At 70.9% G+C, this 25,936-nt stretch carries 19 protein-coding genes; 13 read left to right on the top strand and 6 right to left on the bottom strand.

Features of this window, described 5'->3' with window-relative positions; genetic code table 11:
* Positions 1-217 precede the first annotated feature (217 nt).
* The 5 genes from AWZ10_RS29325 (at position 218) to AWZ10_RS29305 (ending at position 7,145) form a co-directional block, all read left to right on the top strand.
* Positions 218-1,486, top strand: a complete 1,269-nt coding sequence (locus AWZ10_RS29325) for an aspartate aminotransferase family protein (RefSeq protein ID WP_060892467.1) — start codon at positions 218-220, stop codon at positions 1,484-1,486.
* Positions 1,483-4,386, top strand: coding sequence for an FAD-binding and (Fe-S)-binding domain-containing protein (locus AWZ10_RS29320; protein ID WP_060892468.1), 2,904 nt, complete (start codon positions 1,483-1,485; stop codon positions 4,384-4,386). Before AWZ10_RS29325 ends, AWZ10_RS29320 begins: the two co-directional genes overlap by 4 nt.
* A complete protein-coding gene (locus AWZ10_RS29315; RefSeq protein WP_060892450.1) occupies positions 4,383-5,822 on the top strand; it encodes an NAD-dependent succinate-semialdehyde dehydrogenase in 1,440 nt (479 codons plus the stop codon). The genes AWZ10_RS29320 and AWZ10_RS29315 overlap by 4 nt, the downstream gene beginning before the upstream one ends.
* Positions 5,823-6,054: 232 nt before the next feature.
* A complete protein-coding gene (locus AWZ10_RS29310; RefSeq protein WP_208618569.1) occupies positions 6,055-6,873 on the top strand; it encodes a phytanoyl-CoA dioxygenase family protein in 819 nt (272 codons plus the stop codon).
* Positions 6,870-7,145 (top strand): hypothetical protein, encoded by a 276-nt coding sequence (locus AWZ10_RS29305; protein WP_060892449.1) that lies wholly within the window; start codon positions 6,870-6,872, stop codon positions 7,143-7,145. Before AWZ10_RS29310 ends, AWZ10_RS29305 begins: the two co-directional genes overlap by 4 nt.
* Positions 7,146-7,421: 276 nt before the next feature.
* On the opposite strand, the gene AWZ10_RS29300 is transcribed toward AWZ10_RS29305, so the two are convergent.
* On the bottom strand, positions 7,422-8,909 hold the full coding sequence (locus AWZ10_RS29300) for an APC family permease (RefSeq protein WP_079104470.1): 1,488 nt from the start codon (positions 8,907-8,909) through the stop codon (positions 7,422-7,424).
* An 87-nt stretch (positions 8,910-8,996) separates the two neighbouring features.
* Positions 8,997-9,521 carry an amidohydrolase family protein gene (locus AWZ10_RS29295; RefSeq protein ID WP_060892448.1) on the bottom strand — a complete coding sequence of 175 codons (525 nt, stop codon included), beginning with the start codon at positions 9,519-9,521 and terminating at the stop codon, positions 8,997-8,999.
* Positions 9,522-9,702: 181 nt separating this feature from the next.
* Between AWZ10_RS29295 and AWZ10_RS29290 the strand changes: the two genes are divergently transcribed.
* Positions 9,703-10,317, top strand: coding sequence for a TetR/AcrR family transcriptional regulator C-terminal domain-containing protein (locus AWZ10_RS29290; RefSeq protein WP_060892447.1), 615 nt, complete (start codon positions 9,703-9,705; stop codon positions 10,315-10,317).
* A gap of 55 nt (positions 10,318-10,372) precedes the next feature.
* Entirely contained in the window at positions 10,373-10,936 is a 564-nt protein-coding gene (locus AWZ10_RS29285) for an MBL fold metallo-hydrolase (RefSeq protein ID WP_060892446.1), read from the top strand.
* Between the two features lie 562 nt (positions 10,937-11,498).
* Here AWZ10_RS29285 and AWZ10_RS29280 read toward each other — a convergent pair.
* From AWZ10_RS29280 to AWZ10_RS29270, 3 genes are all read right to left on the bottom strand, one after another.
* Positions 11,499-12,515, bottom strand: a complete 1,017-nt coding sequence (locus AWZ10_RS29280) for an HpcH/HpaI aldolase/citrate lyase family protein (protein WP_079104469.1) — start codon at positions 12,513-12,515, stop codon at positions 11,499-11,501.
* Positions 12,516-12,525: 10 nt separating this feature from the next.
* On the bottom strand, positions 12,526-13,749 hold the full coding sequence (locus tag AWZ10_RS29275) for a CaiB/BaiF CoA transferase family protein (protein ID WP_060892445.1): 1,224 nt from the start codon (positions 13,747-13,749) through the stop codon (positions 12,526-12,528).
* A gap of 184 nt (positions 13,750-13,933) precedes the next feature.
* Positions 13,934-14,860 carry a LysR family transcriptional regulator gene (locus AWZ10_RS29270; RefSeq protein ID WP_060892444.1) on the bottom strand — a complete coding sequence of 309 codons (927 nt, stop codon included), beginning with the start codon at positions 14,858-14,860 and terminating at the stop codon, positions 13,934-13,936.
* A gap of 202 nt (positions 14,861-15,062) precedes the next feature.
* Here AWZ10_RS29270 and AWZ10_RS29265 point away from each other — a divergent pair, with 202 nt between their 5' ends.
* The 3 genes from AWZ10_RS29265 (at position 15,063) to AWZ10_RS55515 (ending at position 19,745) form a co-directional block, all read left to right on the top strand.
* The gene (locus AWZ10_RS29265; protein WP_060892443.1) at positions 15,063-16,502 is read left to right on the top strand and encodes a CitMHS family transporter; all 1,440 of its coding nucleotides are present in this window, start codon (positions 15,063-15,065) and stop codon (positions 16,500-16,502) included.
* Between the two features lie 237 nt (positions 16,503-16,739).
* Positions 16,740-18,071, top strand: a complete 1,332-nt coding sequence (locus tag AWZ10_RS29260) for a prolyl oligopeptidase family serine peptidase (RefSeq protein ID WP_244172579.1) — start codon at positions 16,740-16,742, stop codon at positions 18,069-18,071.
* Positions 18,072-18,467: 396 nt separating this feature from the next.
* Complete coding sequence (locus tag AWZ10_RS55515) at positions 18,468-19,745, top strand: poly(ethylene terephthalate) hydrolase family protein (RefSeq protein ID WP_060892441.1); 1,278 nt, start codon at positions 18,468-18,470, stop codon at positions 19,743-19,745.
* Positions 19,746-19,857: 112 nt separating this feature from the next.
* On the opposite strand, the gene AWZ10_RS29250 is transcribed toward AWZ10_RS55515, so the two are convergent.
* Complete coding sequence (locus tag AWZ10_RS29250) at positions 19,858-20,910, bottom strand: LacI family DNA-binding transcriptional regulator (RefSeq protein WP_060892440.1); 1,053 nt, start codon at positions 20,908-20,910, stop codon at positions 19,858-19,860.
* A 114-nt stretch (positions 20,911-21,024) separates the two neighbouring features.
* Here AWZ10_RS29250 and AWZ10_RS29245 point away from each other — a divergent pair, with 114 nt between their 5' ends.
* The 3 genes from AWZ10_RS29245 to AWZ10_RS29235 all read left to right on the top strand — a co-directional run.
* The gene (locus tag AWZ10_RS29245; protein ID WP_060892439.1) at positions 21,025-22,917 is read left to right on the top strand and encodes an amidohydrolase; all 1,893 of its coding nucleotides are present in this window, start codon (positions 21,025-21,027) and stop codon (positions 22,915-22,917) included.
* Between the two features lie 342 nt (positions 22,918-23,259).
* Positions 23,260-24,576, top strand: coding sequence for a ferredoxin reductase family protein (locus tag AWZ10_RS29240; protein ID WP_060892438.1), 1,317 nt, complete (start codon positions 23,260-23,262; stop codon positions 24,574-24,576).
* Positions 24,577-24,910: 334 nt separating this feature from the next.
* Positions 24,911-25,936 (top strand): FAD-dependent monooxygenase (locus AWZ10_RS29235; RefSeq protein ID WP_060892437.1); only part of this gene is annotated, 1,026 nt, incomplete at its 3' end.

Raw genomic sequence — 25,936 nt, 5'->3', positions numbered from 1 at the left:
GCTCCGTGTCCGCGAGTGCCCGGTCACTGTGACAAGCCTCGCTGACCTGCGCAAGAGCGGTCCGTGAGCCATCGGAGCCCGGCATGCCCCCCGATGAGGCTGACACAACGTCCGGATGCCGGGGCCCGGCCGGACAGATCGCACGTTGGCGCACCCCTGGTCCGCGGAGATGCTCGGGATACCGCAGCAGACCGAACACCGAGGCCGGGAGTCGAACATGACCGCACTGTCGCCGCACCTTCGCCAGGCCACGCCCGTGGTGGCGGTCCGGGGCGAGGGCGTCCATCTCTACGGCGAGGACGGTCGCCGCTACCTCGACTTCACCGCCGGTATCGGTGTCACCAGCACCGGGCACTGTCACCCCAAGGTCGTGGCGGCGGCGCAGGAGCAGGTGGGCACGCTGGTGCACGGCCAGTACACGACCGTCATGCACCAGCCCCTGCGGCAGCTCGTCGAGAAGCTGGGCGAAGTGCTGCCGGCCGGGCTGGACAGCCTGTTCTTCACCAACTCCGGCAGCGAGGCCGTCGAGGCCGCGCTGCGGTTGGCCCGCCAGGCCACCGGCCGCCCCAACGTCATCGTCTGCCACGGCGGCTTCCACGGCCGTACGGTGGCCGCCGCCTCCATGACCACCTCCGGCACCCGCTTCCGGTCCGGCTTCTCCCCGCTGATGAGCGGTGTGGTCGTCACCCCGTTCCCGTCGGCCTATCGCTACGGCTGGGACGAGGAGACCGCGACCCGCTTCGCCCTGCAAGAGCTGGACTACACCCTCCAGACGATCTCCTCGCCCGCCGACACGGCCGCAATCATCGTCGAGCCTGTGCTCGGCGAGGGCGGCTACGTGCCTGCCACCCGCGCGTTCCTGGAAGGACTGCGGGAGCGTGCGGACCGCCACGGCTTCCTCCTCATCCTCGACGAGGTGCAGACCGGTGTCGGCCGCACCGGCCGCTTCTGGGGCCACGACCACTTCGGCGTCACTCCGGACATCCTCGTCACCGCCAAGGGCCTGGCCAGCGGCTTCCCCCTGTCCGGCATCGCCGCCTCCGAGGAGCTGATGGCCAAGGCGTGGCCGGGCTCGCAGGGCGGCACGTACGGCGCCAACGCCGTGGCCTGCGCGGCGGCCGTCGCCACCCTCGACGTCGTACGCGACGAGAAGCTCGTCGAGAACGCCGACACGATGGGCAAGCGGCTGCGGCACGGCCTGGAGGCGGTGGCCGACCGTACGCCGGGCATCGGCGACGTACGCGGCCTGGGTCTGATGCTGGCCACCGAGTTCGTCACCGAGGACGGCAGCCCCGACCCCGAGACCGCCGCCCGCGTGCAGCGCGCCGCGATCGACGAGGGCCTGCTCCTGCTGCTGTGCGGCGCGTGGAACCAGGTCGTGCGGATGATCCCGGCGCTCGTCATCGACGAGGCGGCGGTGGACGAGGGCCTTCAGGCGTGGGCGACCGCGGTGGGGGCCGGCACCTCGGGAGCGGCAGGACGATGACGGACACCACCACGGTCCTGGAGCCGCTGGTCGCGCGGCTCACCGAGACCGCTCACGGCCTGCGCGTGGAGACGGGCCCGGGCTCCACCGGTCCCTACGCCTACGACGCCTCCAACTACCGGGTCCCGCCGAGGGCCGTGGTGTTCCCCCGCAGCGCCGACGACGTGGTCGCGGTGGCGCGGGCCTGCCGGGAGGCGGGCGTCCCCGTCACCGCGCGTGGCGGCGGCACCAGCATGGCCGGCAACGCGGTCGGACCGGGTGTGGTCCTGGACTTCTCCCGGTACATGAACCGGATCCTGGACATCGACCCGGTGGCGCGCACCGCGCGGGTCGAGGCCGGGGTGATCCTCGACGCGCTGCGCGGAGCGACCGCCCTGCACGGGCTCACCTTCGGCCCCGACCCCTCCTCGCACAGCCGCTGCACCCTCGGCGGCATGATCGGCAACGACGCGTGCGGAAACCGGTCGGTGCGGCACGGGCGTACCAGTACGCACATCGAGGCGCTGGAGATCGTGACGGCCGACGGCGTGCGAGCCGTCGCCGACGGCAAGGGCCTGCGCGCGGCCGACCCGAACGACCCGGACGCGGTCCGTCGCGTCGCCCGCCTCGAAGCGGACGTCCGACGCCTGATCGACGCCAACCTGGCGCCGATCCGCACCGAGCTGGGCCGCGTTCCCCGTCAGGTCTCCGGCTACCAACTGCACCACCTGCTGCCCGAACACGGCTTCGACATGGCCCGCGCTCTGGTGGGCACCGAAGGCTCCTGTGCGGTCGTCACCGCCGCGACGGTCCGCCTGGTGGCGACCGCACAGGCTTCCACGCTGCTGACGCTCGGCTACGACGACGTCGTCGACGCCGCCGAGGACGTCCCCGAGATCCTGCGCCGGCACCCCACCGCCGTGGAGGGCATGGACGAGGCCATCGTCGCCACCATGCGCGCCCGCCGCGGCCCGGACTCCGTGACCGGACTGCCCGAGGGGCGGGCCTGGCTGTACGTCGAGCTCGACGGCGACGACCAGGCGGCGGTCGACGCCCGTGCCGCCGAACTGCTCGACGTGCTCAAGGCCCAGGGCCGGATGACCGGCGGACGGGTCGTCGAGAGCCCTGCCGAACGGCGCTCGCTGTGGCGGGTCCGCGAGGACGGGGCCGGGCTCGCCGCCCGCCTGGTGGACGGCGGGGAGTCGTGGCCCGGCTGGGAGGACGCGGCGGTCGCGCCCGAGAACCTGGCCGCCTACCTGCGGGACTTCCGCAAGCTGCTGGCCTCCCACGGCCTGACCGGGGTGCTGTACGGCCACTTCGGCGCGGGCTGCGTCCATGTGCGCATCGACTTCGACCTCGCCACGCACACCGGCCGGGCTGCGACCCGCCGCTTCCTCGGCGAGGCGGCCGCGCTCGTGGTCTCGCACGGCGGCTCGCTGTCGGGCGAGCACGGGGACGGACGGGCACGCGGTGAGCTGCTGGAGGTCATGTACAGCCACCGGATGATCCGGACCTTCGCCGCCTTCAAGGAGATCTTCGACCCCGAAGGGCTGCTCAACCCCGGTGTCATCGTGGCCCCGGCCCGACTCGACGCCGACCTCGCGCTGCACACACCCTCCGATGTGCTGCCCGTCGAGAGCCTCTTCTCCTTCCCCCACGACGAGGACGGCTTCGCGGGCGCGGTAGGCCGCTGCGTCGGCGTCGGCCGGTGCCGCAGCGACACGGGCGGCGTGATGTGTCCCAGCTACCGGGCCACCGGGGAGGAGACCGACTCCACCCGGGGCCGGGCCCGGCTGCTCCAGGAGATGGCGCGGGGCGACCTCGTCCAGGACGGCTGGCGCTCGACGGAGGTGCGCGACGCCCTCGACCTGTGCCTGTCCTGCAAGGCGTGCTCCAGCGACTGTCCGGTCGGCGTCGACATGGCCACGTACAAGGCGGAGTTCCTGCACCAGCACTACAAGGGCAGGATCCGGCCCCGCTCCCACTACTCGCTGGGCTGGCTGCCACTGACCTCGGCCCTCGCCGGATACGCCGCCCGTCCGATCAACGCGCTGCTGCGCGGACCGCTCGGCACGCTGCTCGCCCGGCTCGGTGGCGTGACCACGAAGCGCCGGATCCCGGCCTTCGCCTCCCGGCACGCGCTTCGCCAGGCCCTGCGCAAGGCGAGGACCGGCGAACCGGCGAAGGCCCTGCTCTTCGTCGACAGCTTCACGCGCGCCTTCCGCCCCGAGGTGGCGGGCGCCGCGAGCCGCGTGCTCGCCGACGCCGGCATCCCCTGCACGGCGGAGGACGGACTGTGCTGCGGCCTGACCTGGGTCAGCACCGGCCAGCTGTCCACCGCCCGCCGCATCATGTCCCGTACGGTCGCCCACCTGGACAACGGCGACGACCGGCCCATCATCGTGGCCGAACCCAGTTGCGCCGCCGCCCTCAAGCGTGACGTGCCCGAACTGCTCGACACCGAGGCCGCCCGGCGCGTCGCGGCCCGCGTCCACACCCTCACCGGCGCCCTGACCGACCTGGCCGCGCCGGACTGGACCCCGCCGGAGCTGCCGGAACAGGTCGTCCTGCAGACCCACTGCCACGAGTACGCCACCTTCCAGAGCCGCCACCCCCGCGACCTGCTCGGCCGCCTCGGCGTGCGGAAGGTCGACGAGGCGGAGGGCTGCTGCGGACTCGCCGGGAACTTCGGATTCGAGGAACAGCACTACGACACCTCGATGGCCGTCGCCGACCTGGCCCTGAAGCCGCGCCTCGACGCCATCGACGCCGTCGGCGGGGCCGTGCCGACAGTCGTCGTGGCCGACGGTTTCAGCTGCGCCACCCAGATCGACCACCTCGCCGGTGACCGGGGCATCCGGGCCCTGCACCTCGCGGAGCTGCTCGACCCCGCCGCCGATCAACCAGGAGGAACGCCATGACCGACACACCCACGCAGTTGTTCATCGGCGGGGCCTGGGCGGACGCCGCGGACGGCGCCACCATGCCCGTCGACGACCCCGCGACCGGTGACATCCTCTGCCATGTCGCCGACGCGGGCGCCAAGGACGCCCAGCGTGCGGAGGAGGCGGCCGTCCGGGCGCAGGAGGAGTGGGCCCGTACGGCGCCCCGGGTCCGTAGCGAGATCCTGCGCCGGGCGTACGAGATCATCGTCGAGCGCACCGACGAGCTGGCCCACCTGATGACGGCCGAGATGGGCAAGCCGCTGGCCGAGGCCAGGGGAGAGGTGGCGTACGCGGCCGAGTTCTTCCGCTGGTTCTCCGAGGAGGCCGTGCGTATCGACGGCGGACACGGCGTCCTGCCCGACGGCCGCAACCGGATGCTGCTCTCCCGCCGCCCGGTCGGCCCCTGTCTGCTGATCACCCCGTGGAACTTCCCGCTGGCCATGGGCACCCGCAAGATCGGCCCGGCGATCGCCGCCGGCTGCACGATGATCCTCAAGCCGGCCCCGCAGACCCCTCTCTCCAGCCTGGCTCTCGCCGCGATCCTCAAGGAGGCCGGGCTGCCGGACGGCGTGCTCAACGTCGTCACCACCTCCCGTGCGGGGGAGGTGTGCGAACCGCTCCTGCGCGGCGGGCGGATTCGCAAGCTGTCCTTCACCGGCTCCACCAACATCGGGCGCCTGCTGCTCGCCCAGAGCGCGGAGGCGGTCGTGCGAACCTCGATGGAGCTGGGCGGCAACGCGCCGTTCATCGTGTTCGAGGACGCCGACCTGGACAAGGCGGTCGACGGCGCGATGGTCGCCAAGATGCGCAACATGGGCGAGGCCTGCACCGCAGCCAACCGCTTCTTCGTCCACAGCTCCGTGGCGGAGGAGTTCGGGCGGCGCCTGGCCGAGCGCATGGGCGCTCTGGTCGTGGGCCCCGGCACCCGGGACGGCGTCGACGTCGGCCCGCTGATCGACCGGACCGGACGGGCCAAGGTCGAGGAACTGGTGGCCGACGCGGTGGAGCGCGGCGCCCGGGTGCTCGTCGGCGGCCGTACGCCCGAGGGGCCGGGCTGCTTCTACCCGCCGACCGTGCTCACGGACGTCGCCTCCGACAGCCGCCTGATGGACACGGAGATCTTCGGCCCGGTCGCGGCGATCCTCACCTTCGACGACGAGGACGAGGTGATCCGCCGAGCCAACGACACCCCCTGGGGCCTCGTCGGCTACGTCTTCACCGAGGGCCTGGACCGCGCCCTGGGGGTCAGTGAGCGTCTGGAGGTCGGCATGGTCGGCGTCAACACCGGCCTCGTCTCCAACCCGGCCGCCCCCTTCGGCGGCGTCAAGCAGTCCGGGCTGGGCCGCGAGGGCGGTCGGGTCGGGATCGAAGAGTTCCTTGAGTACCAGTACCTCGCGGTGCCCGTGCGATGACGGCGGCGGCCCCGCCCTGTTGCACTCAGTAGGTGTAGAGATGCAGTTGCGGCAGGTCGGGCGGCCGGGAGGCGTCGTGGTTGGTGGAGACGCCATAGCCCCGATGACGGTGCCGACCACGGCGGGCGGCACGTCGAGCCGTGGTGTCACGAGCTTCACGAGGATGGAAAATTACCAGTACTGGAAGATTTCAGCCCACGACTGAGCCAGGCGGGGCACGTACGTTCGTCGCATGTCAACCAGCAAGCAACTCCTGACATCGGTTCAGGTGGCGAGTTTCGTCGCGCAGGGATTTCTGCGCCTGGACGGAGTGGTCCCGCAGGAGATCAATGAACGGGCCGTCGCGACCCTGACCGAGGGCCTGCCGGACGTGCCCTACGGCACTCCGCTCAGCAAGGCGTTCGCGCAGGACACCTTCGTCCACGACCTGCTCGCCCTGCCGGTCGTCGCGGGCGCGGTCGAGAGCCTGGTCGGCCCCGAGCCGACCGTCGACCACCATGCGGTACATGTACGCGAGCCGCACGAGGGACACGCGCAGCCCCTCCACGGGGACGCGATCATCGACGTACGGCCGGACGCGTTCGACATCCAGCTCATGTACTACCCGCACGAGGTGACCGCCGAGATGGGCGGCACGCTCAGCGTGCCCGGCAGCCATCTGCGCAGGATCAACGAGACGGACGTCGGCCGCGTCCAGAACCTCAGAGGGCAGACGCGTCTGACCTGCCCGGCGGGCACGGTCGTCCTCCTGCACCACGGCATCTGGCACGGCGGCCGCCGCAACGACACCGCACGCCGTCGCTACATGTACAAACTCCGTCTCAACCCGACCGTGCCGCAGGTGCGGCTCTGGGACACCACCGACCTGCACGCCCCGGCCGTGACCGCCGAACTCGACATGTACTTCCCCTGGTACGAGCAGGCCACCGCCCGGCTGGAGATCTACAACCGGGTCCTGCTGTGGCGGGCCCTGACCGGCAACGAGTCGTTCGACGTCGAGTACTGGGTCACGCGCGTCAGTAACCGGCCGGCCCTGAGGAGTCACGCGTGAGACAGCAGGTTCTGGTCCTGTACCTCTCGACATCGGCACTCGACTCCGACGTCGTGGGCTGGTCCCGGTACGACGGGACCGGCCGATCCCGTCCGACGACGGGTGACAGCGACGAGCCGCCCTACGCCACCGGGCTCGCCGCGCTGCACGACGGATGGCGCCTGTTCCAGGCGTCCCAGTTGCTGCCGCCGCAGTCCGGCCACGAGTACGACGTCTCCTTCCTCAAGCACGAGTTCTTCTTCGAGAAGTTGGAGGAAGACTCTCGCCCCTGACCCGGTACCGGACTGCGCCCGAGCGGTCCCGGATCAGTAGCCGGTCACGCGATCCGGGGCACCGTTCACCACGCTGCTCGCGGCGGACAGGACACGGGAGTCCGCGGCGCGGGGCTGAGGGGACGGGGTCGCGACGCGGTGAACGTCGCACCGGTCGCGGAGAGCGCCCGCCGTGAACCGGCCCGCGCCGTGTCGCGTGAGTCGACGTCGACTCCGCACCGGGCGCGGCAGGCCCCGTCGCGGATCATTCGTCCCGCCACGGGGCCCGCCCGTCGGTCACACGGAGTCGACGTCGGTGGTGGCGAGCCTGGCGTAGACCTCCGGCCGCTTGCGGCCCATCCGCACCGCGAGGACCGCGCCGATCGTGAAGACGATCGGGGTGAGCGCGACGAGCGTCCAGTTGACGGGGGGCGGGGCGCCGGTGAAGAGACTGAGGCGGGTGCAGACCAGCACGGTGATCACGGCCAGGAGGAGCGCGGCGGTCGCGGGTGCGGCGACCGTGCGCAGGCGTCCCGCTCCGCCGACATCGGGGTTGCGGCGGAAGAAGGCGACCACGGCGCAGGCGGCCAGCGTCTGCAGCGCGAGGACTCCGACCACTCCAGGGGTGTTCACCCACAGCAGGAACTCGTTGTACGGGTGCGCGCCGATCGCGGCGAAGACGGCGGTGACCACGGCCGCCAGCACGGTCTGCGCGATGCCGGAGATCCAGGGCGAGCCGTGCCGGGGGTGGATGCGGCCCAGGAGGGCGGGGGCCGCGCCCTCGACGGACAGCGCGTAGCCGTAGCGGGTGATGGCGTTGTGGAAGGCGAGCAGGGAGGCCAGGAGGCTGCTCACGATCAGGACGCGCTGGAGGTCGGTGGCCCAGTCGCCCACGTAGCGGGTCATCGCGGTGAAGAACATCTCTGCGGGGTTCTGCGCCGCGGTCCCGACGGCTTTGTCGTCGCCGAAGGCCTGGACGATGACCCAGACGATGAACGTGTAGAAGAGGCCGAGGAAGCCGACGGCCAGGTAGGTGGCGCGGGGCACCGTGCGGTCGGGATCGCGGGCCTCCTCGCGGTAGAGGACGGTGGCCTCGAAACCGATGAAGGCGGCGATGGCGAGGCCCAGCGGTGCGCTCATCTTTGATGTGAAGACGTTGGAGGGGGCGAAGGAGGCCAGGCTCAGGCCGTCCGCGCCGCCCTCGACGAGGATCGCGCCGGCCAGCAGCACCAGGATGGCGGTCTCCGCGATCAGCAGGGCGGCGAGGACCTTGGCGCCCACGTGGATCGACCGGAAGCCGAGGAACCACACCACGGCGATCGCGGCGAAGGCGTAGACCGGCCAGGGCAGGTCGACGCCCAGGAGGTCGTTCGCGGTGCCGGCGGCGAAGAAGCCGAAGGCGCCGTAGGTGCCGATCTGCAGGGTGTTGTAGGAGAACACCGCCAGCAGTGCCGCTCCCAGTCCGGCAGGGCGGCCCAGGCCCCGGGCGATGTACGAGTAGAAGGCGCCCGCGTTGCGGATATGGGGCGTCATGGCGGTGAAACCGATCGCGAACAGGCACAGCACGACGCCGACCGTCAGATAGGCGACCGGGGCGCCGATGCCACCGAAGAGGATGGCGAGCGGGGCGATACCCGCCATCACGGTGAGGGGGGCGGCGGCCGCCACGACGAAGAAGACGATGTCGGTGACGCCGAGTGTGGCCCGCTGCAGTTGGCCGGTCGGCTCCGTCCCGGCAGCCGCTGGGGGCTGCTGCGGAGCGTGGGAAGTTCGGGGCTCGGTCATGGAGGTCTCCGCGTGATGCGCGAGGTGACAGGTGGATGTTGCTTGCTGACCCTGGTGAGCGGTTCGGCCGCGGAAGGTGCCGTGCGGCTACCGTCCCTGGGGAGGAACGGGGAAGAGGGCGTCGAAACCGTGCGTGGGCCGTCCGGCGAGCCAGGTGCCCAGGACGGGTAGGTCTGCGAGGTCGCGTGGCGCGGTCCCGACCGGGTCGGCGGCGAGAAGCACCAGGTCGGCGCGTATTCCGGGGCGCAGGACGCCCCACTCCTCCTCCTCGAACGCCTGGTGGGCGCATCCGGCTGAGTAGGCGGCCAGGGCGGTCGAGATGTCGATCCTCTCCTGGGAGAGCCAGCCGCCGTCGGGGATCCCCTCGGGCGTCTGACGGGTCACCGCGGTGGCGATGCCCCGCAGTGGTTCGAGATCGGTCACCGGCCAGTCGCTGCCGAGGGAGACGCGTGCGCCGGAGGCGAGCAGGGCGGCGATCTGGTACTGCCGCGCGCCGCGTTCCGGGCCGAGCGCACTGATCCTGCCTCCCGTGACGGCGAGTGCGTCGACCACGGGGCGCTCGGCGGCCCCGGTGCTGACGGTCCCTCCGGTGAACACGATGTCGGCGCGCATGGCAGTGACGCCCTTCCGTTGTACGGCAACCGAACTGAAACCGATTCGGTTTCGGTAATGTAGGGGTCACCCGAACGGCCGGGAAGAGTTTTACTGAAAGTCATTCGGTAAAATTCCGATGACGTCGTGCAGGGGGCCGTGCCGCCTGCGCGAACGGGGAGACAGACGAAGAGGAGCCCTTGTGCCAAGGCCGCGCACCCCTCTGCTGGACCGCCGACGCATCGGTGCCGCAGCGCTCAGACTCGCCGACGACCAGGGCGTCCTCACCATTCCCGCCCTGGCCAGGAAGCTGGGCGTCGCCCCCTCCGCGCTCTATCACCATGTGTCCGGCCGGGACGAGATCGTCTCGCTCATGAGGGAGGAGCTGGCCCTGGAGACCAGCCCCGGCGACTGGGACTCGTCACAGCCCTGGGAGCAGGCCCTGGAGGAATGGGCCCGCTCCTACCGCACGGCCTTCGCCACGCACCCCGGTGCGGTACCCCTGCTCGCCACCGCACCGCTCGCCGAACCCTTCATGCACGCGATGTACGAGAAGGTCGCCGAACTCCTGCTGACCGCCGGTTTCAGCGCGAGCCAGGTCATGCCCCTGATCAACGCGATGGAGAGCTTCGTCCTGGGCTCCGCCCTGGACCTCGTGGCCCCGTCGGTGATGGTCTCCGACGTGACCCGCGAAACCGCCCCGCACCTCACCGCCGTACTCGAGGACACCCCCACCGACCATCGCCGCGCCGAACTCGCCTTCGACGTCGGTCTTCGCGCCCTGATCACCGGCTTCCGGGCACTCCTGCCCCGGTGACCGGCTCGTACGGCCCCACACCCATCACTCAACGCCTCACCGGAGGAGCTCCTTCATGCCCGCCTCGTTCCACGTCCTGACCACCGGCTACGCCGACACGCGGGTGGCCGGCACTGTCACCCTGCTCGTCGACGGCGAGACCGTCGCGATCGTCGATCCCGGCATGGTCGCGGACCGCCGGCTCATCCTGGATCCGCTGACGCCCCACGGACTGGCTCCCGGGGACGTCACCGACGTGATCTTCAGCCACCACCACCCGGACCACACACTGAACGCGGCCCTGTTTCCCGAAGCCCGCTTCCACGACCACATGGCCATCTACCACGACGACGTCTGGGAGGACCGGGACGCCGACGGATACCAACTCTCCCCGTCGATCACGCTGATGACGACCCCCGGTCACACCGCCGAGGACGTCAGCACCCTGGTGACGGTGGACGAGGGCCTGGTGGTCCTGACCCATCTGTGGTGGACCGCCGAAGGGCCGGCCGACGACCCCTTCGCGCCCGACCGCGATCGACTGCGGGCGGCCAGGGAGAAGGTTCTGGCTCTCGGCCCGGCCCTGATCGTGCCGGGACACGGTGCACCCTTCGTGCCGTCGTCGTCGACGCCCCTGTAGCCCGGCTCGGCCCCCAGGATCGTCGGACGGCTGGCCTGCCGCGGCCGACCGAGCGCCGTGTCCCTCGGCGGGGTACTGGAGGCAGCACCCCGCGGCGAGTGACGCAGCGCCGTGCCGGGGTGCCGTGACGCAGCGCCGTGCCGGGGCGCGGCCGGAACGAGGCCGGACCCCCCCTGGACGATGGGCCCGACACGAACACAGGAGCAGGGAACAGCCGCACCCGACGACTTGGCGGTCGGCATCGACGCTCGCGGAACCGTCATGATGTCAAGGGCCGGAGCCGGGCGACGGCTCGGGCACGAGCCGGAGGAAGTGACAGGTCGGCCGGCCACCGACCTGTCCGCCGCAGAGCTGCGCTACGCCGTACGGCACCACGCGGCGCCAGGGAGCCATGGACGGGTGATTCTGGCGCTGCGGAACCGGCACGGAGACCGCGTCGCCGTGCCACTGCGGGGCGCGCCGCTGGTGGACAGGACGGCAGATGAGCCCGGGGGTGTCCGTGGTCCGTCCCGGGCGCATCCGAGCGAAGGTGTAGGGCCAGGCGACACGCGTCGGCCTGAGGTCAGAGCGAGCGGGGGTGAGTGTCCGTCAGGGGACGCTCAACGTCACCGGTCCGCGGCCTCGACGCGGAACTCGTACGTGCCACGCGAACCTGTGCCCCGTGTCGTTCGAGCACAAGTCGGGCCGTACGGGCCATGGCCTCGTCGACCATCTCACCTTGGAAGGTCACAGCGCCCGTCCCTTGTCTCTGTGCCGCCTCGACCGCCGCGATCAGCCTTGCGGAGCGGGCGAGTTCGTCGGGGCCGGGAGAGAACACCTCGTTGATCACGGGGACATGTGAGGGATGGATCGCCATCATGCCCTCGTAGCCGAGGGAGCGGTTCTGTTCGGCGAAGGCACGCAGCCCCGGCAGGTCGCCGATGCGCGTCCACAGTCCGCTGACCGGGCACGGCACTCCGGCCGCCCTGACGTCCAGCAGAACGCGGGAGCGCAGTCCGACCGTTTCGGTTCCCTCAGGGCTCCAGCGGTAGCCGACGGCACGTTCCACGTCACCGCCGGGGGCGCTGAGAGCGCCCAAGTAGGCGATGCGCGAGGCGGCTCGGGCGATGTCGTAGGCCGCGCGCAGGCCGCGCGCCGTCTCCAGCAGGGGCACCAGGGCGACCCGCCCCGGCGGCAGGCCCTGTTCCTGTTCGCACCAGCCCAGCAGCCGGTCGGCAAGCTTCACGTCCTGGGCGGAGCGGACCTTGGGCAGGACGACCCCGGCGAGTCCGGGCCGTACCACCGCCCGCAGTTCCTCGGCCCCTGCCCAGCCGTCCAGCGGGTTGACACGGACGAACAGTGCCATCTCTCCCGCCTGGTCGGCCGACGCGGCGGCGGCCCGTGCGACGGCGTCGGCCACCTGTGCACGCGCGGCAGGCTTGCCGGAGTCGGGCACCGCGTCCTCCAGGTCGAGGACGGCCGCGTCGGCGCCCGCCGCCCGGGCCTTGGGCAGCCAGTCGGTTCTGGTGCCGGGGACGAAGAGCAGGGAGCGCAGCGGGGGCCGGTCGATCACTCCCGCGTCCACCTCGCCAGGGCCCATCGAGGACTCCTCAGATGACATCGCTCTTCTCCAGGTCGGCCAGCTCGTCCGCACTGAGTCCGAGCCACTGCCCGTAGACCAGGTGGTTGTCCTGCCCGAGGGCGGGCCCCGTCCGCCAGACCCGCCCGGGGCGCTGCCGGAAATGCGGGATCACCGCCTGCATACGCACCGGACCGAGATCGGGATCGTCGACGGTGACGATGTCCTCGCGTTCGGCGTACACGGGGTCGGCGGCGATGTCAGCGGCGTCGAACACCCGTGAGGCCACGACTTCGGCACGGGCGAACTCCTCCAGGCACTCGCCGCCGCCGCGCTCCGCCACCCAGTTCCGCAGGTTCTCGTCCAACTGTTCGCGCCGGTCGTACTGTTGCTGAGCCGTGGTGAACTCCTTGCCGGGGAGTTCCAGCAGGCGGGCGATGTTGCGGACCGATCGCAGCGTCGCGGAGGTCACCGTGATCCACTCGCCGTCACGGGAGCGGTAGGTGTTGATCACGGCCCCCGGGGCGACCGCCAACCGGTTGCCGGAGCGTTCGGGTACGCGTCCCAACTGGTCGTGGACGATGACCTGCCACTCGACCAGACGGAACAGGGACTCGAAGAGAGCGAGGTCGATCCACTCGCCGTCGAACCCGGGGTCGTGGTCGCGGCGGTGGAGTGCGGCCAGGACGGCGTAGGCGCCCATCAGGCCGGTCACGGCGTCGCCGTGCGAGAAGCCGGTGTGCACGGGCGGGCCGTCGGGAAAGCCGGTCAGATGGACGACTCCGCTGCGCGCCTCACCCACCTTGCCGAAACCGGGGGCGTCCGCCTGCGACGAGGTGGCGCCGAAGCCGGAGATCTGCAACAGCACGGCCCGGGGGTTGATCCGGTGCACGGAGTCCCAGTCGAGTCCCCACGTGCGCAGGCGTCCCGCGCGCAGGGTGACGATGACGACGTCCGCCCAGGCGACGAGCCGGTGGGCGACCAGCCGGCCGGCCTCGTGGTGCAGATCGAGGGTGACCGAGCGTTTGTTGCGGCCGGCGACCTTGAACCACAGGGGAACACCATCACGCTGGGGCCCCATGGCACGGGCCGCGTCTCCGGCGCCGGGGGGTTCTACGTGTACGACGTCGGCCCCTTGGTCGGCCAGCATCGACCCCGCCAGCGGACCGGCCACCACATGGGCGAACTCGACCACCTTCAGCCCGCGCAGCTGCCCGCTTCCGGGGGCGTTCCGCTCGTCATCCGAATCCGACACCGCTGAGCTCCCTTGCCCTGCCGTTCCGCGTGGGTCCCCGACAGCGCCGTCCGCGTTGATGCGGCACGGCTACCGCCGTTGTCTTCAGACTGCCGGAGCGCAGAAATGCTTGTCGAGCAACAGAAGGCCATCAATCAATGCGAAAAACGCATGAATCGAGAAGGGCCGGTAGCGGCACGCGGCCTCAAGCCCACGAGACCCCGGGCGGAAGTGGACGCGCCTGGAGGCGGAACTCCTCGAGCGTCTCCAGGAACCGCTCCGTCACGGCCGGAAGCGTGCGCCGAGCGCGCAGCGCGACGTCCAGGCGCCGGTGCACCACGGGGTCCACCAGAGGACGGCAGACGACGGGACCGGCACCCATCAGCGGGAGCACCAGGGCGGGCATCGCCGACACCCCGAGGCCGGCGGTCACCAGTCCCCCCACGGTCGCGATGCTGCCCGCCTCGGCCGCCGGCACCGCGTGCGCGTCGATCTGGGCGAACGCCGCGTCGGTGAATCGGCGCACGCTCGAGTCGCGCCCGACGGCCAGGAACGGCTGACGAGCCAGGTCGTCCCAGGCGATCTCGTGGCGGTCGGTGAGCGGGTGGCCTTCCGGCAGCACCGCGACGAAGCGGTCCCTGACCAGTGGGCGGTGCTCCAACTGCTCCGGCGGGTTACCGACGGTGGTGATCGCGAAGTCGGCGTCGCCGGACAGGACCCGGTTCAGTACCGACCGCTCCAGGCCGTCGAGGAGTCGGACCGCCACCTGTGGCCGCCGCTCGCGGAAGTCGGAGATCACCTGCGGCAGGAGCACCGCCGCGACGGAGGGAAGAGTGGCCACGGCGACCGTTCCCGACTCGCCGAGCAGGTAACGCCTGAGCTCCTTCATACCCGCCCGGTGAGCGGTGACGACCTGCTCGGCGACACGCAGTGCCTCGACGCCCGCCGCGGTCAACTGCACGTTGCGGGTGTCCCGTTCCAGGAGCTGGACGCCGAGTTGTCTCTCCAGATCCGCGACCGCGCGGCTGAGCGAGGACTGGGACACGTGCATCTCCGCGGCGGCCGCGGTGAAGCTCGCGGCCCGCGCTACGGCGGTGTACGCCGCCAGTTGACGCAAGGTGGTGGCCTCCATGGCCGACGAGCATAGGGCGCTTCCGCTTGGATTGATGCGCTTAACGCATGGACAGATCTCGGTTTGATGCTGGACACCGATCCGTCAGTGCTCCGAAACTCTCGCGTAACACCTCGGCCTGCTTGCCCCCCGCGCAGCCCAGCTCAGCCCTGCTCCTGCCCATCGCCGCCGAGGGCCCGTCCCCAAGAAAGCGAGCGCCGTCATGCTGGCAGCCCTGGGCTTCGCCACGATCGCCGTCCTCCTGCTGCTCACCATGACCAAGCGCGCCTCGGTACTCGTCGCTCTGATCCTGCTCCCGGTGCTGGCGGCGCTCATCGGAGGTTTCGCGGGCGATCTCGGCGAGTTGATTCTCGGTGGGCTGTCCAGGGTGGCCCCCACCGGCATCATGATCGCCTTCGCGGTCCTGTACTTCAGCCTGATGGTGGACGCCGGGCTCTTCGATCCTCTGATCCGCGGTCTGTTGCGCGTGGCGCGTGGCGACCCGTTGCGGATCACCGTCGCCACAGCCGTCCTCACGCTGTGCGTGGCCCTGGACGGAGACGGTGCCTCCACCTTCCTCATCACCGTCTCCGCACTGCTGCCGGTCTATCAGAGGCTCGGTATGAACCCCTTGGTGCTGTCCGGAGTGGTCTGTCTGGGCGCGGGCGTGATGAACATGGTCCCCTGGGGCGGCCCGACCGTACGCGCCATGGCGGCACTGAAGCTGGACAGTTCCGAGGTCTTCACCCCCGTACTGCCCACGATGGGCCTCGGCGTCGCCTGGGTCCTGGTGGCCTCCTACCTGCTCGGCCGCCGGGAACGCAACCGTCTTGCCGCGCTGTCCCCGCACGGTCCGGCACCGGACGCGTGCGAGGGCGAGGACAAGGGGGACGACCGTGAACCCGCTGCTTCTGCGCCGGTCACGGCGACCACGGAACCCGAGTCGAGTCGGCACGCCACCGCCGCGACGGCCGACGGGGAGCGTCAGGCACGCGGGGCTCCCGGGGACGGGCCCGGCACCGTCCGGGTCCCGCCGCTGCCGCGCACCTGGCTGAACACCTTCAACCTCCTTCTCACCCTCGCACTCGTGATCTGCCTGATCCAGGAAGTGCTGCCCCTTCCGGTGCTGTTCGTTCTCGGGTTCGCGATCGCGTTGCTGGTCAACCACCCGACCTGGGAACAGCAACAGGCGCTCCTCGACAAGCACGCCAAGAGCGTGGTCCTGGTCACCACGATGATCTTCGCGGCCGGGGTCCTCACCGGGATCCTCAGCGGCACCAGGATGATCGACGAGATGGCCGAGACACTCGTCTCCGTCGTCCCCGACTCCTTCGGCTCGCACCTGCCCGTCGCGGTGGCCGTCACCGGCATGCCGCTGAGCCTGGTCTTCACCCCGGACGCCTACTACTTCGGCGTACTGCCCGTACTCGCCGAGACCGCGCAGGGTTTCGGCACGGACCCGGCCGAGGTCGCCAGGGCTGCCATTCTCGGCCAGATGACCACGGGGTTCCCGCTCAGTCCGCTCACCGCGTCCACGTTCATCCTGGTCGGCATGAGCGGAGTGTCGCTCGGCGAACATCAGCGCTTCATCTTCCGCTGGGCCTTCGCCACCACCCTGGTCATGACCGTCGGTGCCCTGCTGACCGGTGCGTTCCCCCTGTGACCGGTGCCCCCGGCCTGGCGGAGTGCCCCCGGCCGGGGGCACCGAGCAGCCACCGCACCTGGCGCTCGAACCTCCAACGTGTCGCCTGCATCCGGGAGTCCGGAGCTGGGGCGAACACCGCCACACACACCAGGCACCCGGTCCGGGTGCCCCACAAGACCGAGACGAGGACGCATGGGACGGATCACCAGACGTACGGCGCTCGCAGTGACAGCAGGTGCGGTCGCGGCGCCGGCCGTGAGCACGGCAACCGCCGCGGCCTCCGACACCACGACAGCCACAGCCCAAGGACGACAAGCGACCTCCGGGCACAACCCGGTCCTGCGAACGGACCTCGTCACGCGGGTGACGCCGAGGAACAACTGGCTGGTGACAGCCGTCGCCGTCCAGTACTCGTATCGCATCGACCTACGCGGCGGGGTGATCCCGTCCTCGGCCTTCCAGGTGAAGGCCACCGTGGGCGGACAGACAGCGGCGCGTACAGTGACCCGGGTCTACTCCAGCACCACCGCCGAAGTGGACGACCGATCTCACCCCGGGCGGCCGGGGGACCGCCTGATCATCGAACTCGACCCGAACGACTCCAACGCGCGGGCCGCGGGCACCGACCCCTTACCGCTCGACCGCGGCTACTCCGTCAGGCAAGTGGCGGACGTGCGTACCCCGGAAGGCGAACCAGTGCTCAGGGCCGGTCCGTTCGCGAGCCGGAACGACGACGTCATCACTCCCGTGGCCGACGACTTCGCCGCCGGTTCGTTCACCGACTCCGCAGGTTTCGAACTGGACTTCCGGCTGTACCGGCCCGAGGGATTCTTACGGAACCCGCAGGCGCGCAAGCGGTACCCACTCGTCGTCACCCTGCATGGCGGTGGTGAAGTCGCGGACAACAACATGACCCAGCTCACCTCCAACCGGATCGCGGTCACGTTCGCCAAACCGGAACGACAGCGCCGCGACCCCGCCTTCGTCCTCTCTCCGCAGATCCCCCTGCCCCGTCCCATGGACGGACCCGACGGCACGGACTGGACCGACGCCAAGGTCCAGGGCGCGCTCATCGAACTCATCGACACCTTCGTGAGCGAGCACTCCCGAAACGTGGACGCGGCCCGGCTCTATCTCGTCGGCCTGTCCTCGGGCGGGCGCGGCATCTACAGCCTGCTGGCGAAGCGCCCCGACGTGTTCGCGGCTGCCCTGCCAACGGCCGGCTGGGGCGACTCGGCCGCCATGGACCGGATCACGCACATCCCGATCTGGGCCGACCACTCCGTCGACGACCCGGTCGTCCCCTACCGGGAGGGTCGGTTCGGCAAGCCCGGCACCTGGACACTGATGAACGCGCTGGAGAGCGCCGGTGCCCGGGTCAGCCGTGGGGAGTGGGCCAACGATCTGCCGAAGGCACAGTTCGAGGCCCGGTCCCGGGCACTCCTGCGGCAGGCCCGGACCACACGCAGTCACGTCTTGTTCACCAGCTACACGCCCGGAACGACACCGGTGAACCCCCACCTCGCATGGGCCCAGACGTACGAGAACGACGTGGTCATCGACTGGCTCTTCGCACAGTCCCGGTAGCCGGTAGCCGGTCGCCCGCGGCTGTGATGTGGTCCACCACCGTGGTGGCACAGCCCGGATCGACCAACGGCACCGACCATGGCGTCGGCCTCGGCACGTCGGCATCGGCGCAGCCTCAGCCCACGGCGATCGTGCGCGCCCACCAGTTGTCGGTAACAGGGATGACCCGCTCTTCAACCGCTTCGGCCCGCCCCGATCAGGAGGAGGTCCATCGATTTGCCCAGTTTCCGCACGGTGAGGGTTCACCTTCCGGCGTACTCCGGCAGTGTTCACAGTGCGGTGCGTATCTCGCCTGTCCAGTCACCGTGCTCTCACCGCTTCTCCGGAGGTATTCCCGTGAGTCCATCCAGTCCTTCATCGAACACGACCGGGCAGTTACGGAGCCGGCCCCGTGCCATGACGGCTCTGATCGCCCTGACAACGGTCATCGGCCTGGCGCTGGCCCTGCTGACAGCCGTCGCCCCGCCGACGGCGGCGGCCGCCGCCGACCTGCTGTCCCAGGGCAGACCCGCGACCGCCTCGTCCACCGAGAACGAGTCCACCTCCGCGTCTGCGGCGGTGGACGGCAACACCGGGACGCGCTGGTCGAGCGCGTTCGGAGATCCGCAGTGGCTGAGCGTGGATCTGGGCACCACCGCCACCATCAGCCAAGTCGTGCTGCGCTGGGAGAGCGCCTACGGGCGCGCGTTCCAGATCCAGACCTCCGACAACGGCACGTCCTGGACCACCATCCACTCGACCACGACCAGCACCGGCGGCGTGCAGACCCTCGACGTGGACGGCAACGGCCGGTACGTCCGCATCCACGGCACCCGGCGCGGCACCGCCTACGGCTACTCGCTGTGGGAGTTCCAGGTGTACGGCTCCGGCGGCGCCACTCCTCCGGGCAACGGGATCCCGGACCCGACGACCGCTTCCCTCGAAGCCGCCAACGGGCCGCTGACCACCGCCACCTACACCGTTCCCGGCCCGACCGGGTTCGGCTCCGGCACGGTCACGTACCCCACGGACAGTGGCTCGTATCCGGGCGTCGTACTGATGCCGGGCTATCAGGGCACACAACAGAACCTGCAGTGGCTCGCACCCCGCCTCGCCTCCTGGGGCTTCGTCGTCATCAACGTCGGAACCAACACACTCACCGACGATCCCGAATCGCGCGGCCGCCAGATCACCGCCGCCGGCACCCAGCTGCTCGCGCTCGGCAACGCCACCGGCAACCCGATATCGGGGAAGGTCAACGGCACGCTGGGCGCGGTCGGTCACTCGATGGGCGGCGGTGGCGTCATGGCGGCGCTGCGGGACGACTCACGCTTCCGGGCGGGCGTGCCCACAGCCCCCTACCTCCCGAACACGAACTTCTCCGCAGTCACCGAACCCACGTTCTTCCTGACCTGCCAAAGCGACCCTGTCGCCCACGGCAACACCTACGCGCTGCCCTGGTACAACTCCATGTCCCAGGCCGAGAAGCTCTACATCGAGGTTCCCGGAGACCATCTGTGCCCGATGACGGGCTCCGGCAACAAGGCCAAGCAGGGCAAGTGGATCGTGTCGTTCCTCAGCCACTGGCTGCGCGCCGACACCCGCTTCAGCCCGTTCCTGTGCGGTCCCCTACGTGACGCCGACAAGAACAACACCTCCCTGGTCACGCGCTGGATGGACACCTGCCAGTTCTGACCGGCCCGCTCGGAGCGCTCCGCGGCCCGCCCACGCAGCGCTCCGAGCCTGTCGCCGGCCGACCGAACGGCATGGCGAGGCCATGCCCCGCCGACGCGGTCCGGGCCTGCGGTCAGGGTGAGCCGTTCTCTCGCCGTACCGGGCGTCGTGTGGACCGGCGAGGGGTCAGGACCGGCTGCACGAGCCGATGCCGGTCCACACCGCAGCGGGCGTTGACGAGAGCGATCAGCAGGTCGACCGCTTCGTCGCTCACCCGGTCCGGGCGGAGACCCAGCGTGGTGACGGGCGGGGTCGTCGTCGCGTAATCCGGATCCTCACTGATGCACGCCACCAGCAGATCCTGCGGCACTCGAAGCCCGTGGTGCCGGGCGGCGGCGAGGATGTTGTGACCGGAGTCGGAGTAGGCGCCGATGACGGCGTCCGGTCGTGGATCGCGGTTGAGCAACCGGCTGACAGCGTCCCGTTCAGCCGTGAAGTAGTCGGGCAGCGAGGCGTACTCCTCGACGAGGGCGGGCAGGTCGTGGTCGGCACACCAGGAGGCGTAGGCACGTCCGATCAGGTGTGGGTACTCGTCGTCGTGCACGGGCTGGGAGAGTGCGATCCGCCGAGCGCCGGCCTCAGTGAGGTGGTCGAGCAGGAGGCGCAGGCCCGCTTCGTAGTCGGGGTCCACCCACGCGTCGCGCCAGTGCGGCTGGGGCGGGCGGCCGTCGGTGACCATCGGGACACCCCGCTCCCGCAGGATGGAAGACACCGGGTCATCGGCCCGTGGCCCGACGTGGATGACGCCGTCCATCGGCGTGTTGAGCCACATCCACGGTGACAGGGAACTCGGCATCACCATGAGCATGTAGCCGCGCTCGTGCGCCGCCGACATCGCGCCCAGCGTCAGTTGTGCGTAATAGGGGATCTCCATGTACGAGACGGGAAGGTCACCGTACGTCGTCATGGTCAGGCCGAGCACTCCGGTGCTCCCGCGGGCCAGGGCCCGGGCCGCGCTGGCCGGGGCGTGACCGACCTCGCGCGCCGCGGCGAGCACACGCTGCCTGGTCGCCTCGGACAGTCGTCCGGTGCCGTTGAGCGCGTTCGACACCGTGGCCGTGGACACCCCCGCCCGTGCCGCCACGGCGCCGAGCGTGGGACGCCGCCAGACACGCGAACTCGTCATGTGTTACCCCATGCACCCCAACAGCCCCATGAAGGCTTGTGGTTAACACCTTAATCACTCAGCGTACCCGGCGACGGCAGTCGGCACGACTGCTGCCGGGTGAGGAGTTATCAGATGTCAGATGTTCGCGACGGCACCTCCTCGGCACCCACGGACGGCCCGCTGCACCGGCGGACGTTCCTGGCCGTGGCCGGGGTGGGTGCCCTCGCGGTGGCCGGTGCCGCCCCGGTCGCCCGGGCCGCGACCGGCCGGACCCCGGTGCGGGTGGCCACCGTGGCGCTGAACGGACGGGTGTTCACCGCGGCCCAGGGCGGCGCGCCTACGCAGGCGGTGGCCGTCGGCAGTGACGGAAGAATTCTCGCGGTCGGAAGAAACGCGGACATACGCCGTTGTATCGGCCCCCGCACGGTCGTCATCGACCCCGACGGCGGTACGGTCATGCCGGGCATCCAGGACGGGCACATGCACCCACTCGGGGCAGCCGTGCTGTCCCTGAACCCGTCGCTGGGAAACGCGAGTATGACGGTTCCGCGGTTCCGCGCGAGACGCCAGGAGATGCTGGACGCCACGGCGGCGCAGGAACCGGACGGCTGGCTCCAGGTGGCCGACTGGAACCCCGTCGGCCTGCTGCCCTCGGGCACCGTCGCCGACAAGTCGCTGCTCGACTCGTTGAACACCAGACGACCGATCTACCTGCAGGGTTCCGACTTCCACAACAGCCTCGTCAACAGCAGGGCACTCGCCCTCGCGGGAGTCGACCGCACGACCCCCAACCCCGCGGGCGGACAGATCGTCCGCGGAGCCGACGGGGAACCGACCGGTCTGTTGGTGGACGACGCCCAAGAACTCGTCAACCGGGTGATCCCTGCGCACAGTCCCGCCCTGATCCTCGCCGCGCAGATCAAGATGGCCGGCGCGCTCCTGGCCGCGGGCATCACGTCCTTCCTCGACGCCGCCGGCGGCGAGGATCTCGTCACGACCTACGCCGAGCTCATGGCCAAGGGCCTGCTGCCGCAGCGCGTCACCCCCGCGCTCGTGATCGACGCGGAACTCGCCAAGAGCCCCAGGGCGGCGGCAGAGTTCCTGCGCGACGTGCGCAGGCGGTTCGCCGGGCCGGCCGGGCTGCGGCTGACCACGGCCAAGGTGTTCCTCGACGGCGTGATGGAGTTCCCGGCACAGAGTGCCGCCCTGCTGGACCCGTACCTGGACGCCCAGGGCAGGCCGACCGACAACCGCGGCCCTCTGCACGTCAGCGACCGGGACTACCGGGCCCTCGTCCGCGCTCTGGACGCGGACGGCTGGCAGCTGCACGCCCACGCCATCGGCGACCGCGCCGTACGCACGGCCCTGAACGCCTACGAGGCCGTCGCCCGCCCAGGCTGCCGTAGCCGACGGCACACCATCACCCACCTCCAACTGGTGCATCCCGACGACTACCGGCGCTTCGCCCGCGCCGGAGTGGTGGCCAGCATGCAGTTGCAGTGGGCGCTGCCCTCCTCGTTCACGAACGACGCGCTGCGGCCCTTCGTCGGGCCGGAGCGGTACGCGCGCCTGTACCCGGCTCGCAGCCTGGCCAAGGCGGGGGCCGTGCTGGCCGGTGGCTCGGACTGGCCGGTCGACCCGCTGCTTCCCTTCACCCAGATCGCCACCGCGATCGACCGCAGCAACCCCGAGGCGAACCAGCCGCCTCTCAACGCCCGCGAAGGGCTGACCCGGTCCCAGTCGTTGGTCATGCACACCGCGGGCGCGGCGCACCAACTGCATGACGGGAACTCGGGAACCGTTCGGCCGGGCCGACGGGCCGATCTGGTCGTCCTCGACCGGGACATCACCAAGGTGCCCGTGAAGGAGATCCGCGACACCAAGGTCCAATACACCCTGGTCTCCGGACGGGTGGTCCACGAGGCGGGATCGGAAACGGGCCGGGCCCGAGCCGCGGACGCGCGGCGCATGGGAGCGCTGGGCGCCGGGCGCGCATCGGGTGGTTCCTGTTGTCTAGGTCACTGACCCGCGCATCACGTCGGCGTCATCGGCGCGTAGGGCTGCAGACCCGCTGGTCCGGCTGTCTGCGGGTGCGCGAGGGTGACGTCGAGGAAAGGGGAGGGCGCCCCGCGAAGTGATCGCAGGGCACCTCATGAGGCACGTGGGGTCCGCTCGACCGGCGTGCCGATCGCGGAACAAGAACAGTCGAGGCCAAGTAGGGTCAACTTCTCGCCATGTTCCGTACTCTTGCCCCGCCCAGGGGCGCCGTATTTCAGATCGGGACGCTCGGGTCCCGCGACCGCGCGGGTACCGGGCAAGTACGTCACATGGACAAGAGGGGAAACGGTGGAGGCGACAAGTACACAGGTGCGACAGGGCACCATACCTCCGGTCGTCGCGGCGCGTTGGGCGCTGTGGACGTTCGTCATCGTCAACTTGGTGATCGTGGAGGTTCTTTTCCTCACCGCAGGTACCGGCAAGAACGGGGTGCTCACGGTCGCCAAGTTCTTCGGCCTGCACGCCGCCGTGCTGATGCTGTTCCAACTGCTGTTGGTGGCCCGTCTGCCGTGGCTCGACCGCCGTATCGGCATGGACCGGTTGACGCTGTGGCACCGGTGGGTCGGCTTCACCCTGCTGTGGACCCTCCTCACCCACGCCGTGCTGGTGGTGCTGGGCTACGCGCGGCTCGATGACGCGTCGATGACGAAGACGTTCTTCGCGCTGGCCGGAGTGCCGGCCTCCCTGCTCGGAATGCTGGCCGCGGCGATCGTCGTCGTGGTCGCCGCCGTCTCCGCCCGACAGGTGAGGCGGAGGCTGCGGTACGAGACGTGGCACGGAGTGCACCTGCTGCTGTACCTGGCGCTGGGGCTGGCGTTCGTCCACCAGTTGCAGGAGACCACGACCTTCAGCTCCTCCACGCCCGCGATGATCTACTGGTGGGCCCTGTGGCTGTTCGCGTTCGGTGCCCTGGTCACGGGGCGGATCGTGATGCCTCTGTGGCGCAACGCCTATCACCGGTTCGAGGTCGTGGCCGTGGTGCCGGAGTCGGACGACGTGGTGTCGGTGCATGTCACCGGCCGCCATCTCGACAGGCTGCCGGCCAGGGCGGGCCAGTTCTGTATCTGGCGGTTCCCCGGGTACAACCACTGGTGGCTGGCCAATCCGTTCTCGCTGTCGGCGGCACCTGACGGCCGCACGTTGCGCCTGACGGCCAAGGCGGCCGGCAGCGCCAGCGCCGGCCTGCGGCACCTCCCGGTCGGGACCCGCGCGTTCGTCGAAGGACCGTACGGGGCGTTCACCTCACTGCACCGCACCCGGCCCGGCGCCCTGCTGATCGCCGGCGGGGTCGGGATCACACCGGTTCGAGCCCTGCTGGAGGAGGAACCGGCGGGCGACGTCGTCGTGCTCTACCGGGTGCGCAGCGAGGACGACGCCGTGCTGGTCGACGAGGTACGAACTCTGGTCGCGGACCTCGGCGGGCGCCTGCACCTGCTCACCGGCCGCACCGGGGAAGGCAGCCCACCGTTCGAGCCGGAGAGCCTCCGTGCCCTGGTCCCCGACATCACCGAACGCGACGTGTACGTCTGCGGCCCGCCCGCGATGACCTCGGCCGTGCTCAGCGCCCTGCACGGACTGAAGGTTCCCCACCTCCAGGTGCACGCCGAGCGGTTCGGTCTGGCCTGACCGCGCCGAGGCTCCGGTGGGCGCGCCCACCGGAGCCTCGGCGCAGATCCGCGGGCGCCGCGGCCCTGGAGGCAGACCCGCGGAGAGCCCCGGCGGCGTTGCTCGGCGAGGAGACCCGGAAGCCCTGGTCCTGGGCCGGGACCGGGCCGGCGTCTTGGCCGCCCGCAGCCTCTTCAGCAGCACCGGGTGCAGCTCGTCAGATTGACAGGCACCTGTCGACATGCTGCTATGGGGCGCTGTTCAGCCGGACCCGCGTCGCGTCGCATGCCACTCGGGCACCGGATCGACGGCCACTTGACCGGGGGCGGCGCCCCCGAACGCAGAGCGAGGACCCATGCCGCAGCGCGCCGCGACCGTCGTCGGCGGCGGGATCGGTGGGCTTGCTGCGGCCGTGGCCCTGCATCGCCGGGGCTGGCGCGTCGAGGTGCTCGAACGGTCCCCGGAATTCACTGAGATCGGCGCCGGTATCTCCCTGTGGCCGAACGCGCTGCACGCGCTTGAGGCGCTCGGTCTGGCCGGCGCTGTCCGGGCACTCGGCGCCGTCGAGGCCGTAGGCGGCGTACGGGACCGCCAGGGCCGCTGGCTGTCCCGTACGGACAACGCGGAGCTGGCGCGCCGCTTCGGCCATCCCCTGGTGGTCCTGCACCGCGCGGACCTGTTGAGAGTGCTCACCGAGGCGCTGCCCGCCGACAGCCTGCGGCCGGGCAGCGAGGTGTCCGTGGTCCGCGACGGCGGCCATGGCCTGGTCGTCGATCACCGCAGGGGCGAGTCCCGGCCCGACCTCGTCGTCGGCGCCGACGGGCTGCGCAGTGTGGTCCGCCGCGCCCTGTGGCCCGACGCCACCGGCCCTCGGTACGCCGGTTACACGGCCTGGCGCACGGTCACCGAGCCCCTCGCCGAGCCCCCTTCCGAAGGGGCGGCGATCTGGGGCCGCGGAGCGAGGCTCGGCTACACGGCGCTACCGGGCGGGCGGATGTACTGCTTCGCGACCGCCTCACTGCCGGCGGGAGCGGCCTCGGGCTCGTCCGAGTACGCCGAACTGCTACGCCGGTTCGGGTCCTGGCCGGATCCCGTCCCCACGCTGCTGGCCGCCGTCCCCGCGGACACGGTGCTCCGACACGACCTGTACGACCTGCCCCCGCTGCCCTCCTTCGTCCGCGGCCGGGTCGCACTGCTGGGCGACGCGGCCCATGCCATGACCCCCAACCTGGGCCAGGGTGCGTGCCAGGCGCTGGAGGACGCGGTCACCCTCGCCCACTGCCTCGACGGCACCCCGGACGTGGCCGCGGCGTTGCGCTCGTACGACCTGCTGCGCCGCCCGCGGACCCAGGCCGTCACACGCCGCTCCGCCCGGCTGGGC

Source organism: Streptomyces europaeiscabiei, assembly GCF_001550375.1.
Lineage (GTDB): Bacteria > Actinomycetota > Actinomycetes > Streptomycetales > Streptomycetaceae > Streptomyces > Streptomyces europaeiscabiei.
The sequence above is the reverse complement of the archived record's forward strand: the minus strand, read 5'-3'. Positions and strand labels throughout refer to the sequence as shown.